Origin of the sequence: Kribbella sp. HUAS MG21 (genome assembly GCF_040254265.1) — a bacterium.
GTDB lineage: Bacteria > Actinomycetota > Actinomycetes > Propionibacteriales > Kribbellaceae > Kribbella.
The window spans coordinates 2462249-2475446 of sequence record NZ_CP158165.1 but is presented as its reverse complement, the minus strand read 5'-3'; the positions used below and the strand labels follow the sequence as shown (position 1 = coordinate 2475446).

The following is a 13198-nucleotide window of genomic DNA, read 5'->3' as shown; positions in this document are numbered from 1 at the left end:
GCCCGCATCAAGGTCTGTGGAGGCTTCGGACCTGGGGAGGGACCGTGAACAGACATAAGGCTGCTGCGAGCATCGCGGGCGTCATCGCCCTGACTGCCGCCGCGTTCGTACCACCAGCTCAGGCCGCGGACACCACGTCACGATCCGCGGCCGCGGCCTGCTCGATGTTTCCTGGTGCGGTGACACCGGCCGGCGTCCAGACGACCGCCGAGGTCACGGCCGGTACGCCGCCGACCATGACCGGGCCGTCGGCCGTCGGTCCGGCCGCGTTCCCGCCCGGCCAGGTCCGGCTCAGCTCCACCTTCGAGGCCGAACCCAATGTCGCCGGCGTCGACCGGACGGGATTCGTGGTGCAGGGAGACGCCTTGTACCTCCGCTCCTACAACGCCAACGCGGGCATCGACCAGGCGAATCGGATCGGCGGCGGCTGGACGAACTTCACCGCCCTCGAGGTCTCGCACTTCGAGTACACGGCCGGCCGGATCGGTCACTGGCTCGCGTACGGACTCCGCAACGACGGGACGCTGTTCCGCTGGCAGGTCAGCGGCGCCGGGTGGCGCAGCGTTGGGTCGGCCACCGGGTTCGGGGCGGTCAAGTCGATGGCGCTGATCAGCAAGACGACGACGTACGACACGTTCCTGGCCAACACGCGCGGCGGTGCGCTCTACACGATCCGGATCCCGATCAGCTCGCCGATGAAGCCGATCGTCACCAAGGTTCGCGCCGGCACCTGGCAGGGCTTCGAGGCGATGATCGCGAACAAGTGCGGCAACTACGGCACCCTCTTGCTCGGCATCGACAAGGACACCAAGAGCGGCTACCTGTACGCCGTGGGGCACGCGAACGGCTTGTCCACGGTGATCAACGGCCTAGGCAAGGTCCAGGGCACGTTCCCGGAGGCGGTCAACTTCCGCTGGGGCGCGGTCTGGTTCCTCGACCCGCTGAACGGAGACTGACATGAAGCGCTGGACAGTGCTGTCGGTGGCCGCGCTGATGCTCGCGGGAACGGCTACGGCCGGGACCGCGAACGCCGCCGGGACGACCACGGAGCGAGCGGCCGCGAAGTGCGATGTCCGCCTGGGCTCGTTCGGGCCGGAGGGGCATCCGACGACCGGGCTCGGGCCCGTGCGCCTGGCTTCGACCGCGACCCAACTGACCTACGGGCACGGTATGGACCTCTCCGGCTGGGCGGTGTCGGGCGACAGGGCCTACTACTGGTACTACTCGCTGACGAACGAGGCCGAAGTCGACCCGGGCATGCCGCGCGGCGCCCAGCCGGTCGGCGGTGGCTGGTCGGCGTACAAGGCGCTGGAGATTGCGCAGTTCGCGGCGAGGGGCGCGACCACGCGAAACACGGCGTACGGGCTGTCCGGTGACGGGACCCTGCGGCGCTGGAGCTTCGATCCCAACTCCCCGTGGCGGTTCAGGGCCACCGGGTCGGCGCCGGGCTTCGCCGCGGTGAAGTCGATGGCGCTGATCAGCAAGACGGCGACGTACGACACGTTCCTGGCCAACACCCGCGGCGGCGCGCTGTACACCATCCGCATCCCGGTCGGTGCGCCGCTGAAGCCGGTGGTCAAGCCGGTCCGGACCCGCACCTGGCAGGGTTTCGAGAAACTCGTGGCCACCAAGTGCGGCCAGTACGGCACGTTCCTGGTCGGCATCGACTTCGACACCAGGACCGCCTATCAGTATGCCGTTGGCCACGCCAACGGTACGGCGACGGTGATCGTCGGCCTCGGCAGCCGCGGCGGCACGTTCGCGCCGCGCGCCTACTTCCGTTGGGCCACGAATCCTTACGAACCGCTCAACGGCGACTGAGGACCTCGGTCAGGATCGTCAGGGCTCGGTGCAGGTCGGGCGTCGACGGCGTCGCGTAACCGATCACGAGCCCTGGCGGTCCCTCGACGGTACGGCGGTACTCGGACAGCGGCGCGACCACCACACCGGCGTCCCGCGCGGCGGCGGCGATCCGGGTGTCGTCCACGTCGTCGGGCAACAGCAGCGTGATGTGCAGCCCCGCGTCCTGGCCGATCACCTCGCCGTACGGCGCGAGGACCGCGCAGGTGTGCGTACGCCGGTCCGCGTACAGCCGGCGCCCGCGCCGGACGGCCTGGTCGAGGTACCCGTCGCGAAGCATCGCGAGCAGCGCGGCCTGCATCGGCCAGCCGGGCCAGTCGCCGGAGTTGGCGCGGAACGTCGCGAGCCGGTCGACCATCGCCTCGGACGCGACCAGCCATCCCAGGCGGAGCGCGGGACTGAGCGTCTTCGACAGCGTGCCGAAGTGGACAACGCGCTCGAGGTCCAGTTGCGCGAGCGCGGGCAGCGGCGCGACGTCGTACCGGAACTCGCTGTCGTAGTCGTCCTCGATCAGCAGGCTCCCGGTGCGGCGCGCCCACCGGACGAGTTCGTTGCGCCGGGCAACGGGTAGCCGGCCGCCGAGCGGATACTGGTGGGACGGCGTCACGTAGACGGCCGCGACGTCGTCGGTCAGCGCGTCGACCCGCAGGCCGTCCTCGTCGACCGGGACGTCGACGATCTCGAGCCGGTGGTCGTTGGCGGCGGCGACCGCGTTCAGGTACCCGGGGTCCTCGATCGCGAGTCGGTCGCCGGGCTGCCGGGTGACGGCGAGCAGCAGCCGCAACCCGTGGACGGTGCCGTTGGTGACCAGGACGTTCTCGGGCCCGCACGCGATCCCGCGGACCCGCGCGACATGCTCGGCGAGCGCGGCGCGGAGGGCGGGCAGTCCGGCCGCGTCGTCGTACCCGCGGGGTGGCGACTGCGTGGACACCTCGCGCCAGGCCCGGCGCCATCCGGGATCGGGGGTCGGCGCGATGTACGGGATGCCCGGGCGGAGCGTGAGCAGCTCGACGCCGGTGTCGGCCCGGGGCGGTGCGTGGCGTCGTACGGCGGGTTGCAACGGCGCGACGTCCGTGACGAAGGTACCGGCGCCGGTGCGGCCCTCGATCCAGCCCTCGGCGTGCAGTTGGTCGTACGCCGCCTGCGTCACGGACCGCGAGACGGACAGCTCCCGGGCGAGGTCCCGCGTGGACGGCAGCCGGTGGCCCGCCTGGAGCCGCCCGTCCAGAACGGCCGCCCGGAACTGCTCCGCCAGCTGCAGGTGCAACGGCATGCCGGAGGCACGCTCGATCGTCAGCGGCAGCGAACTCTGCACGGTGTCTAGGATCGCAGTATGACGATGACCGCGGAGGACGTGTCTCGGTTCGAGCAGTCCAGGCACCGCCTCGAGGCCATCGCGTACCGGCTGCTCGGGTCGGCGGGTGAGGCCGAGGACGCCGTCCAGGAGACGTTCCTGCGCTGGCAGGCCGCGGACATCGACCGCATCGAAGTCCCCGAGGCCTGGCTGACGAAGGTGCTCACGAACCTCTGCCTCAACCAGCTCGCCTCCGCCCGCGCGCGCCGGGAGACGTACGTCGGCCAGTGGCTGCCCGAGCCGCTGCTCGACGGCGACCCGATGCTCGGCCCGGCCGACACCGTCGAACAGCGTGAATCGGTCTCGTACGCCGTCCTCACGCTGATGGAGCGGCTGTCGCCGAACGAGCGGGCGGTCTACGTACTGCGCGAGGCGTTCGACTACGGGCACCGGGAGATCGCCGAGATCCTCGAGATCAGCGAGGCGTCCAGTCAGCAGATCTTCCACCGCGCCAAGCAGCACCTCGCCGACGGGCGCGCCCGAAGCCAGGTCGACGAGGCGGTGGCCCGGCGGATCGTCGACGAGTTCCTCGCCGCGGCCAGCAGCGGGCAGACCGATGCGATCGTGCGGCTGCTCACCGGCGACGCGATCTCGGTCGGCGACGGCGGCGGCAAGGTCCCGGCTCGGACCACAGCGGTCGAGGGTGCGCTCGCGGTCGCACGGTTCCTGCGCGGCATCTTCAAGCCTGCCGAGGCGAAGCGGAAGTACTACGGCGGCCGGGCGGACGTCTACGCCTGGCCGGCCAACGGCGAGACCGCCCTGGTCGCGGTCGTGAACGGCGAGGTGGTCGCGGTGATGTGCCTCGAGGTCACCCCCGACGGCATCACCGCCGTTCGCACCCAGGCGAACCCGGACAAGCTGGCCCGCGCGACCGGCCTGTTCGCGGCGTCCGAGCACGGAGAACCGCTGATGACCGTGCTGTGACCTGCTTCACGCCACGTTCCTGTCAGGAATCGGTGGCCTGCCCGGTTCAAGGGTCGACACCGAAGCAGACAGGAGTACGCACATGAAGCACCGCATCGTGGTCCTCGGCGCCGGTTACGCAGGCGCTGTCGCTGCCGGCCGCCTCGCCGGACGGCTGTACCGCGACGAGGTCAGCGTGACGCTCGTCAACGGTGAAGCCGACTTCGTGGAGCGGGTCCGGATGCACGAGCTGGCCACCGGCCGGGACCTCAAGCCGCGTCCGTTCGAGGACATGTACGCCGGGACCGGCGTCGTACTGAAGCTCGCCACCGTCACCGGGGTGGACGTCGACCGCAAGACGGTCGCGCTCGGCGCGGACGAACTGGAGTACGACACGCTGGTGTACGCGCTCGGGAGCGGCTGGAACCCGCAGGGCGTCCCGGGAGTGGCCGAGCACGCGTACGAGATCGCGAGCCGTCCCGGCGCGCTGCGGCTCCGTGAGCGGCTGGCGTCGCTGGCCGCCGGCCAGAGCGTGACGGTCGTCGGCGCGGGCCTGACGGGCGTGGAGTTCGCGACCGAGCTGGCCGAGTCCCGTCCGGACCTCGACGTCGCCATCGCGGTCGCCGGCGAGCTGGGTGACTGGCTCTCCCCGAAGGGACGCCGGCACCTGCGGAAGGTGTTCGGCGGGCTCGGCATCACGGTGCACGAGCACGCGGCCGTGGCGCGCGTCGACGCGGACCAGGTCACGACGGCCGACGGTACGTCGATCCCGGCCGCGGTGACGGTCTGGACCGCGGGGTTCGCCGTACACCCGATCGCCGCGGCGACCGGGCTGGAGGTCACCGACACCGGGCGGATCGTCGTCGACGGCACCATGCGGTCGGTCTCGCACCCGGACGTGTACGCGATCGGCGACGCCGCCTTCGCGATCGGGGCGAAGAACAAGCCGCTGCGGATGTCGTGCGCGTCGAGCCAGCCGATGGCGTGGCAGGCCGCCGACTCGATCGCGGCCCGGTTGACCGGCGGCAAGCTCCCGCACGCGCCGCTGGCCTACTTCAACCAGTGCATCTCGCTGGGCCGGAAGAACGGGCTCGTCCAGTACGTCACCACCGACGACCGGGCGGTCAACGCCGCACTCACCGGGCGGGTCGCGGCCGTCTACAAGGAGCTGATCTGCAAGGGCGCGGCGTTCGGCGTCGAGAAGCCGCTGCTGGGCCTGCCGGTCCGGCGCCGCCACGTGCTCGCGACGGTGGCCCCGGTCAAGGAATGGACTAGCTGATTCGCGCCGGAATGGCCCGTGCCGCCAGGCCACTGCGGCGTGAACCTGGTCCCATGACCACTTTGCAGCCGACCGCCCGGACCTCCCTGCGGCGCTCGAAGGAACGCGCGGCCACCGATCGGCAGGTGCTGCACGACGTCCTGAACGACGGGATGTTCTGCCACCTCGGCGTCGTGGTCGACGGCGACCCGCTCGTGCTGCCGACGGCGTACGGCGTCGACCTCGACCGCGGGCCGGACGGGACGCTGTACCTGCACGGCTCGGTCGCCGCGCGCAGCGTGGTGGCGGCGCCGCGGCAGACCGTCTGCGTGACGATCACGCACGCGGACGGTCTGGTGCTGGCCCGGTCCGCGTTCCACCACTCGGTGAACTACCGGTCCGCGGTGATCTTCGACGTACCGCGGCTGGTTGACGACCCGGAGGAGAAGCTCCACGGCCTCAACCGGATCGTCGACCATCTCGTCCCGGGTCGTTCCCTGGCCGTCCGCCCGCCGAACCGCAAGGAGCTGGCCAAGACCTCGGTACTGGCGCTGTCGCTGACCGAGGCCTCTGTGAAGACCCGGTCCGGTGCCGCCAACGACGACGAGGAGGACCTGGACCTGCCGTACTGGACCGGCGTGATCCCACTGCACGTCGTCGCCGGCGAACCGGAGAACAACCCGGACTGCGACCTCCTGGTGCCCGCCCACGTCCGCACCCGCGCGAACCTGCTCGGCGCACCCTCCTAGGCCACGGTCCCCTTGTTGTAGTTCTTCTGGGCCCAGAAGTAGCCGACCACAGTGATCGCGACACACCAGGCGGCGGCTAGCCAGCCGCTGCCGCTCTCCACCGGCGTGCCGAGCAGCAGGTGCCGCAGGCTGTCGATGATCGGGGTGAACGGCTGGTACTCGGCGAACCACCGGATGCCCTTCGGCATCGCCTCCAGCGGGATGAAGGTGTTGCTCAGGAACGGCAGCAGCAGGCTGATCGGCAGTACGACGTTGCTCGCGCCCTCGGGCGTCTTGCTGGTCAGCCCGAGCGCGATCGCGAACCAGGTCAGGCCGATCGTCAGTCCGACCAGCAACAGGGCGGCCAGCAACCAGTCACCGACCGAGGCGTTCGGCCGGAAGCCGATCAGGATCGCGAACCCGACCACCAGCGCGAGGCTGACGATCGTCAGGATCACGTTCCCCAGCACGTGCCCGGTCAGCACGGCCGGCCGGAAGATCGCCATCGTCCGGAACCTCGCCACGATGCCCTCGGTCATGTCCATGCAGACCGCGACCGCGGGCGACATCGTCCCGGACGCGATCGACATCAGCAGGATGCCGGGGGTGAGGAAGTCGATGTAGTCGAACCCCTGCGCGCCGCCGCCCAGGCCGGCCGCGAACGTGTCGCCGAAGACCAGGCCGAACAGCAGCATCATGATCACCGGCATCCCGAGGGCGCCGAGGGACAGCGAGGGGTAGCGCTGGGCGTGCCGCAGGGTGCGGCGCAGCATGGTGCCGGTGTCGGCCAGCGGGTGGATCGTCGCGGTACTCATTTCGCGGTGCCCTCTTTCTGGAGAACGTCGTCGTGGCTGGTGGGCTGACCCGTGACGGCGAAGAACACGTCGTCGAGGTCGGGGGTGTGGACGGTCAGTTCGTCGACCTCGAGCGAGGCGTCGTCGATCCGGGCCAGCAGGTCGCGCAACGCGTGCACGCTGCCGTCGTTCGGCACCTGCAGGACCAGCGCCTCGTGGTTCGGTACGGCGGTCGGCAGCACCTGGCCCGCGAGCGTGAACTCGGTCGGCGACGTGAACCGCAGCCGGATGTGTCCGCCCGGTGCGAGCCGCTTGAGTTCTTCCGCCGTACCCTGGGCGACCAGCCGGCCGTGGTCGAGGACCGCGATCCGGTCGGCCAGCTGGTCGGCCTCCTCGAGGTACTGCGTGGTGAGCAGCACGGTGACGCCGCCGGCGACGAGTTCGCGGATCATCGTCCACATGCTGTGCCGGCTGCGCGGGTCGAGGCCGGTGGTCGGCTCGTCCAGGAAGATGATCCGCGGGCGGCCGACCAGCGTCATCGCGAGGTCGAGCCGGCGCTTCATGCCGCCGGAGTACGTCATCGCCAGTTTCTGACCGGCCTCGACCAGGTCGAACTGCTCGAGCAACTCGTCCGCCCGGCGGCGCGCCTCCTGCTTGCCGAGGTGGTACAGGTCGCCCATCAGGATCAGGTTCTCCCGGCCGGTCATCAGGCCGTCGACCGCGGAGAACTGGCCGGTGACGCCGATCGCGGCGCGGACCGCCTCCGGGTCGTCGTGCAGGTCGTGCCCGGCCACCCGGATCGCGCCGGCGTCGGCGGCGGCGAGCGTGGACAGGATCCGCACCACGGTGGTCTTGCCGGCGCCGTTCGGGCCGAGCAGCGAGAAGATGGTGCCTTCGGCAACGTTCAGGTCGATGCCGTCGAGGACGAGCTTGTCGCCGTAGGACTTGCGCAGTCCGCGGACGTCGATCGCTGATGACATGAGTGGTTCCTCGGGGGTTGTTTTCGGGCAGGGGGTACCTGACCCGATGGCTTGACGGGTCTGCGGGAGGAGGATTCGGGCGTGCGTGCCCTACCGGCCGACCGGGACGGTCGCCGGGTGTTCGCGAGGGATCAGTTAGATGTCGAGGTCCTCGACCGCCGGTTGGTCGGCGGCCTCCTCGACGAGGGCGTAGAGGTCTTCGGGAATCAGGGCGCGGAGCTCCTCGATCGTGTCCACGACGTGCAGGGTGGCCTCGCCCTGCGCCATGCTCCACGACTGGTCGGTGCTCCAGTTGCCGACCCAGGAACGCCAGCCGGTCAGGTAGCGCTCGTCGTCGGCGTTCTGCTTGAAGGTGCTGCGGCGGTCCGCGTGCAGGACGAACTTGCCGGTCCGGCTGCGGTAGACCTTGAAGGCCTCGTAGCCGTCCTTGCTCGACCGGCCGCCCTCGGCGAGCAGCACGCCGGAGAACCGTTGCTTGCGGCCGGTGCCCCGGCCCACCCGCACGGTGATCTCGTCGTACCCCTCGAGCCGGCCCTCCTCCAGCTCGACGTACTTGCGGAGCGCGATCGAGATCGCCGAGGACAGGTTCCCCGCGAGCTCCTGCGCCCGCTTGTACAGCGGCAGGTCGTCGTCGGACACGTAGATCGTCTTGTTGGGCATCGCTTGTCTCCTCCTACGTAGAACTATACGCACATGGGTACGCAGATGTCTACGTATAGCTCTACGTAGAAGTGGAGACGCCCTACTTCGGCGAGTACAGCCAGGGGTGCTGGAGGTCGTAGAACGTCGGCGGGCCCGCGGCGAGGCTGTTCATCTCGTCCATGTCCGCCTGGAGCTCCGCCGGCACTTCCTTCCGCTCGCCCTCGCGAGCCTCGGCCTCGCTGGTGAAGTACATCGCCATCGTGTAGTCGCCGTCGTCGTACATCGCGACCTCGCTGCCGAGGATCTCGGGCCGGAACGCGGCCCATTCGTCGCGGTGCTGCCCCATCACTTCCCGCGCCCGTTCCGGGTTGCTGCCGGCGCCCTGCATGACCTGGACGAACCCGGCCGCGTCCGGATCGCCGTGCAGGTCCAGTACGACGTCCTCCGTGTCGTGGAAGGTGGCGCCGTCGCTGAGCAGCGACGAGAACTCGTGCCACCACTTGTCCTGCTCCGGCTTCGCGCTGTTCCGCCGGGCGGCGTCGGCGGAGTCGAAACGCGCCAACGCGATGAACGTGCCGTCCTCGGTGACCCCGGCCGTCGTCCCCAGCCAGCCGGACGCCGCGGGCGCCAGTTCTTCCATCCACCGATCCATCGCCGAGTGCGCCTGCTCGGCGTCGGTGACCTGCCCCTGAATGACCTGAACGAACATGAGAGACCCTCCCCGTCCCGTCGATCGCTCGCTGCCGATTCCCGACGTTACGCCTGTGGGCAGCCGACGTGAACGGTGTGGAAACTGGGTCACTCAAACCTGAGTTATCCACAGATTTCTACGAGTTTTCACCACTACCCGTGGATAACCGAGCGTCAACCTGGGGACAACTCACCGGAATCGGTGTGCACAACTGGGGATACGACTGTGGATAACTGCGCCTGATCTACCGTGCTGCGGTCAGACCCACTGGGTGGAGACGATGAAGCCGACCGCGATCAGGCCCATGCCGATCAGCAGGTTCCAGTTGCCCAGGTCGCTCATCACCGGGATGTCCTGGCCGGCGACGTAGAAGACGACCAGCCAGGCGAGCCCGAGCAGCCAGCAGAACAGCATCAGCGGCGCCACCCACACGCGGCTGGTGGTGCGTGGCCTCTTCGGCGTCTTCTCCGCCTTGACCTTCTCGGTCTTCTTCTTGTTGCGACTGCTCGACTCGGGCACGACTGAACTCCTTGTAAGGACGCATAAGCTGACCGCAGCAGGACCTGTTCGGGTCCGGTCCCGGGTTAGCGTAGTGCAGAGAGCAATGTGGAGATCACGGGTGCGTAGGTTGAGGCGGATTTCGTTGTGGCGCGCCGGCGCGCCACTGGCGCTGATGTGCGCCGGTCTGCTGTTCGCGACCAGTGCCACCAACGCCCGCGGGACCGACCTGCGCCCCAGCCGCAACACTACGCTCGCGGGCCTCGTCGAGGAACAGTCCCGGCGCAGCGCCAGCCTGGTCCGGCAGCACGCGGCGCTCACCCAGGACATCGAGAAGCTGCAGGCGCAGCAGGGCTCGATCGACCCGGCGATCGCCAAGCAGCTCAAGGACCTGTCCGTGCAGGTCGGCACCACGCCGGTCACCGGCCCGGGCCTGACCGTGACGCTGAAGGACGCGCCGTCCGAGGTCGTCAAGGAGAACCCGGACGTCGACGCGGACTGGCTGGTGATCCACCAGCAGGACATCCAGGCGGTGGTCAACGCGCTGTGGGCCGGCGGCGCGGACGCGATCTCGATCCAGAACCACCGGGTCATCTCCACCACCGGGATCAAGTGCGTCGGCAACTCCGTCGTCCTGCACGGCGTCCCGTACCTGCCGCCGTACAAGATCACCGCGATCGGCGACCGGCGGAAGCTGCAGCAGGCGCTCGACGACTCGGAGTACATCGAGAACCTGCAGGACTACGTGGTGAAGTTCCAGCTCGGGTACGACGTGAAGAACGAGTCGTCGATCTCGATGCCGGCGTACGAGGGCACTCTGGACCTGCAGAGCGCCACCGTTCCCGGCTTCGAACGGACACCGTCGGTCAGTCCGACCGCGAGCGGGCGATAATGGACCGCATGCCGCGGATCCTTGTCGTCGACAACTACGACTCCTTCGTCTACAACCTGGTGCAGTACCTGCAGCAGCTGCAGGCCGACACCACCGTGCTGCGCAACGACGAGGTCACCCCCGACCAGGCCGGTGAGTACGACGGTGTGCTGCTCTCCCCCGGCCCCGGGACACCGGAAGAGGCCGGCGCCTGCGTCGACATCGTCAGGGAGAAGGGCGGCGAGGTCCCGATCTTCGGGGTCTGCCTCGGCCTCCAGGCGATCGGCGTCGCGTACGGCGGGGTCGTCGGGCGCGCCGACGAGCTGCTGCACGGGAAGACCAGCCAGGTGTTCCACGAGGGCGCGGGCGTGCTGTCCGGGCTCCCGTCGCCGTTCACCGCGACGCGGTACCACTCGCTGGCGATCGCGCAGGACAGCGTGCCGCACGAGCTGCAGGTGACCGCGCGGACCGAGGCCGGCGTGATCATGGCGGCCCGGCACCGCGACCTGCCGGTCGAGGGCGTGCAGTTCCACCCCGAGTCCGTGCTCACCGAGGGCGGCCACCGGATGCTCGCGAACTGGCTCGCGATCTGCGGCGACCCGGACGCGGTCGCCCGCTCCGCCGGCCTGGCCCCGGTCGTCGGCTAGCCACTCAGCGAAGAGCCCCTCGAAGCGCTCGCTTCGAGGGGCTCTGTTGGTTGCTGATTCAGCCGCCGATCGTGATGCCCGGCGTGGTGGGCAGGCTGGTGGGCGGTGTGTCCGTCGGCGTCGGCGTCGTGGAGCTCGGCGGCGGTGTCGGCTGCTCCTCGTGGTTGTTGATCGTCAGCGTGATCAACGTGCCCTTCGGTGCCTTGGTCCCGGCCTCCACGCTCTGCTTCAGCACGGTCTGGTCCGGCGCGCCCGGGTTGTCCGCCGTCGCGTACCCGACCCGGAAGCCGAGATCCTTCAGCGTCTTCGTCGCGTCGTCCTGCGTCTGCGTGACCACGCTCGGCACCTCGACGTTCACCACGCCGGTCGACACGGTCAGCGTGAACTCGGTGCCGGCCGGGTAGGACCCGCTCGGGTCCGGGTCCACGGACACGACCGTGCCCTTCTTCTGGTCGCTGTCCACCTCTTTGACCTCGTCCTTGACCTTGAAGTTGGCCGAGGTGCCCTCCAGCGCCTTCCGGGCCGCGGACTCGGACTTCCCGATCACGTCCGGCACCGGGAACGCGCTCCGACCGGACGAGAACACGACGGTGACCGTCGAGCCCTGCTCGGCCTCGGTGCCCGCGTCCGGGGTCTGCCGGATGGCCGAGCCGCGGCCGACCGTGTCACTGGCCTCCGACGGTCCCTGCGCGAACTTCAGGCCCTCCGCGGCCAGCAGCGCGGTCGCGTCGGCGACCGACTTGCCCGTGACGTCGGGTACGGCGACCTTCGCCGGCGGCGTGGCCGTCGTACCGCCGCCACCGGCGTTGTTGTTGTCGTTCAGGTTCGAGAACAGCGCGTAGGCCCCGATCGCGATCGCGACGATCGCCAGCCCGAGCAGGAAGTACGCGAGGCCGCGGTTCCGGCGGGAGCGCGCGTCCTCCTCTTCCAGGTCGTCGCCGCCCGGCGGCAGTACGTCGTTCCCGCCCGGCTGCCCGTACTGCTGGGTGGCGGCCGCGGCGGCGACCGCGGTCGGCGCCAGCTGCCGGGTCTCCGCGACCGCGGCCATCGGCGCGGTCACCTGCTGGCCGGCCAGCACCCGGTGGATGTCGGCGCGCATCTCGGACGCGCTCTGGTACCGCTCCTCGCGGTTCTTCGCGAGCGCCTTCAGGACGACGGCGTCGACCTCCGGCGGGATGTCCGGGTCGAACGACGACGGCGGCAGCGGCTGCTCCCGGACGTGCTGGTACGCCACCGACACCGGCGACTCACCGACGAACGGCGGCCGGCCGGTGAGCAGTTCGTACAGCAGGCAGCCGGTTGAGTACAGGTCGGAGCGGGCGTCCACGGTCTCGCCGCGGGCCTGCTCCGGGGACAGGTACTGCGCGGTGCCGATCACGGCCGCGGTCTGGGTCATCGTGGACGACGTGTCGGCGACCGCGCGCGCGATGCCGAAGTCCATCACCTTGACCTGACCCTGCGGGGTCAGCATCACGTTCCCGGGCTTGATGTCGCGGTGCACGATGCCGGCCCGGTGGCTGTAGTCCAGCGCCTCGAGCACGCCGGAGGTGATCTCCAGCGCGCGCTCCGGCATGATCTTGCGGCCCTCGCGGATCAGGTCCCGCAGCGTCTTGCCGGTGACGAGCTCCATCACGATGTACGGGATGGTGACGCCGGAGCCGCTCGGGTCCGGCTCCTCGCCGGTGTCGTAGACCGAGACGATCGTCGGGTGGTTCAGCGACGCGGCCGACTGGGCCTCGCGCCGGAACCGGGCCTGGAAGGTGGCGTCACTGGCCAGGTCGACCCGCAGCCGCTTGATGGCGACGCTCCGGCCGAGCCGGTTGTCGACGCCCTTGCGGACCTCCGCCATGCCGCCGCGGCCGAGCGGTTCGCCCTCTTCGTACCGGCCGCCGACGAGACGTGCCTGCGATGTCATGACTCAGCCTTCCAACCTGTCTGCGAAACACAACTCAACTTGCCCACGGTAGCGGCC

14 protein-coding genes are annotated in these 13198 nt (G+C 69.9%); 7 read left to right on the top strand and 7 right to left on the bottom strand.

Translation table 11 applies throughout. The annotated features are described in order from the left end of the window. Nucleotides 1-44: 44 nt before the first annotated feature. Nucleotides 45-956, top strand: coding sequence for a hypothetical protein (locus tag ABN611_RS11950; RefSeq protein WP_350279904.1), 912 nt, complete (start codon nt 45-47; stop codon nt 954-956). 1 nt (nt 957) lies between these two features. Beyond that, nucleotides 958-1821, top strand: a complete 864-nt coding sequence (locus ABN611_RS11945) for a hypothetical protein (protein ID WP_350279903.1) — start codon at nt 958-960, stop codon at nt 1819-1821. Here ABN611_RS11945 and ABN611_RS11940 read toward each other — a convergent pair. Then, nucleotides 1808-3175 carry a PLP-dependent aminotransferase family protein gene (locus ABN611_RS11940; RefSeq protein ID WP_350279902.1) on the bottom strand — a complete coding sequence of 456 codons (1368 nt, stop codon included), beginning with the start codon at nt 3173-3175 and terminating at the stop codon, nt 1808-1810. The genes ABN611_RS11945 and ABN611_RS11940 overlap by 14 nt on opposite strands. Before the next feature lie 18 nt (nt 3176-3193). On the opposite strand from ABN611_RS11940, the gene ABN611_RS11935 reads away from it, so the two are divergent. From ABN611_RS11935 to ABN611_RS11925, 3 genes are all read left to right on the top strand, one after another. Further along, nucleotides 3194-4138 carry an RNA polymerase sigma-70 factor gene (locus tag ABN611_RS11935; protein ID WP_350279901.1) on the top strand — a complete coding sequence of 315 codons (945 nt, stop codon included), beginning with the start codon at nt 3194-3196 and terminating at the stop codon, nt 4136-4138. Between the two features lie 82 nt (nt 4139-4220). Beyond that, nucleotides 4221-5396, top strand: coding sequence for an FAD-dependent oxidoreductase (locus ABN611_RS11930; protein WP_350279900.1), 1176 nt, complete (start codon nt 4221-4223; stop codon nt 5394-5396). 53 nt (nt 5397-5449) lie between these two features. After that, nucleotides 5450-6124, top strand: a complete 675-nt coding sequence (locus ABN611_RS11925) for a pyridoxamine 5'-phosphate oxidase family protein (RefSeq protein WP_350279899.1) — start codon at nt 5450-5452, stop codon at nt 6122-6124. Here ABN611_RS11925 and ABN611_RS11920 read toward each other — a convergent pair. The 5 genes from ABN611_RS11920 to ABN611_RS11900 form a co-directional block, all read right to left on the bottom strand. Next, nucleotides 6121-6918 (bottom strand): ABC transporter permease, encoded by a 798-nt coding sequence (locus ABN611_RS11920; RefSeq protein WP_350279898.1) that lies wholly within the window; start codon nt 6916-6918, stop codon nt 6121-6123. The two genes, ABN611_RS11925 and ABN611_RS11920, sit on opposite strands and share 4 nt — an antisense overlap. Further along, on the bottom strand, nt 6915-7877 hold the full coding sequence (locus ABN611_RS11915; protein WP_350279897.1) for an ATP-binding cassette domain-containing protein: 963 nt from the start codon (nt 7875-7877) through the stop codon (nt 6915-6917). The genes ABN611_RS11920 and ABN611_RS11915 overlap by 4 nt, the downstream gene beginning before the upstream one ends. A gap of 135 nt (nt 7878-8012) precedes the next feature. Beyond that, nucleotides 8013-8537 (bottom strand): EXLDI protein, encoded by a 525-nt coding sequence (locus tag ABN611_RS11910; RefSeq protein ID WP_350279896.1) that lies wholly within the window; start codon nt 8535-8537, stop codon nt 8013-8015. Nucleotides 8538-8619: 82 nt separating this feature from the next. After that, nucleotides 8620-9228: a hypothetical protein gene (locus ABN611_RS11905; RefSeq protein WP_350279895.1), complete on the bottom strand. Its 609-nt coding sequence runs from the start codon at nt 9226-9228 to the stop codon at nt 8620-8622. Between the two features lie 240 nt (nt 9229-9468). Then, nucleotides 9469-9729 (bottom strand): cell division protein CrgA, encoded by a 261-nt coding sequence (locus tag ABN611_RS11900; protein WP_350279894.1) that lies wholly within the window; start codon nt 9727-9729, stop codon nt 9469-9471. Nucleotides 9730-9829: 100 nt separating this feature from the next. Between ABN611_RS11900 and ABN611_RS11895 the strand changes: the two genes are divergently transcribed. Continuing rightward, complete coding sequence (locus tag ABN611_RS11895; protein ID WP_350279893.1) at nt 9830-10600, top strand: DUF881 domain-containing protein; 771 nt, start codon at nt 9830-9832, stop codon at nt 10598-10600. An 8-nt stretch (nt 10601-10608) separates the two neighbouring features. Continuing rightward, a complete protein-coding gene (locus ABN611_RS11890) occupies nt 10609-11226 on the top strand; it encodes an aminodeoxychorismate/anthranilate synthase component II (protein ID WP_350279892.1) in 618 nt (205 codons plus the stop codon). A 58-nt stretch (nt 11227-11284) separates the two neighbouring features. Here ABN611_RS11890 and pknB read toward each other — a convergent pair whose 3' ends face one another. Then, nucleotides 11285-13141: a Stk1 family PASTA domain-containing Ser/Thr kinase gene (pknB, locus tag ABN611_RS11885; protein WP_350279891.1), complete on the bottom strand. Its 1857-nt coding sequence runs from the start codon at nt 13139-13141 to the stop codon at nt 11285-11287. Nucleotides 13142-13198: the final 57 nt, after the last annotated feature.

Bases quoted from the DNA above. Each gene is read 5' to 3' on its own strand.
- ABN611_RS11945 (WP_350279903.1), top strand. From the start codon at position 958: ATGAAGCGCTGGACAGTGCTGTCGGTGGCCGCGCTGATGCTCGCGGGA.
- ABN611_RS11935 (WP_350279901.1), top strand. From the start codon at position 3,194: ATGACGATGACCGCGGAGGACGTGTCTCGGTTCGAGCAGTCCAGGCAC.
- ABN611_RS11930 (WP_350279900.1), top strand. From the start codon at position 4,221: ATGAAGCACCGCATCGTGGTCCTCGGCGCCGGTTACGCAGGCGCTGTC.
- ABN611_RS11925 (WP_350279899.1), top strand. From the start codon at position 5,450: ATGACCACTTTGCAGCCGACCGCCCGGACCTCCCTGCGGCGCTCGAAG.
- ABN611_RS11920 (WP_350279898.1), bottom strand. From the start codon at position 6,918: ATGAGTACCGCGACGATCCACCCGCTGGCCGACACCGGCACCATGCTG.
- ABN611_RS11915 (WP_350279897.1), bottom strand. From the start codon at position 7,877: ATGTCATCAGCGATCGACGTCCGCGGACTGCGCAAGTCCTACGGCGAC.
- ABN611_RS11910 (WP_350279896.1), bottom strand. From the start codon at position 8,537: ATGCCCAACAAGACGATCTACGTGTCCGACGACGACCTGCCGCTGTAC.
- ABN611_RS11905 (WP_350279895.1), bottom strand. From the start codon at position 9,228: ATGTTCGTTCAGGTCATTCAGGGGCAGGTCACCGACGCCGAGCAGGCG.
- ABN611_RS11890 (WP_350279892.1), top strand. From the start codon at position 10,609: ATGCCGCGGATCCTTGTCGTCGACAACTACGACTCCTTCGTCTACAAC.
- pknB (WP_350279891.1), bottom strand. From the start codon at position 13,141: ATGACATCGCAGGCACGTCTCGTCGGCGGCCGGTACGAAGAGGGCGAA.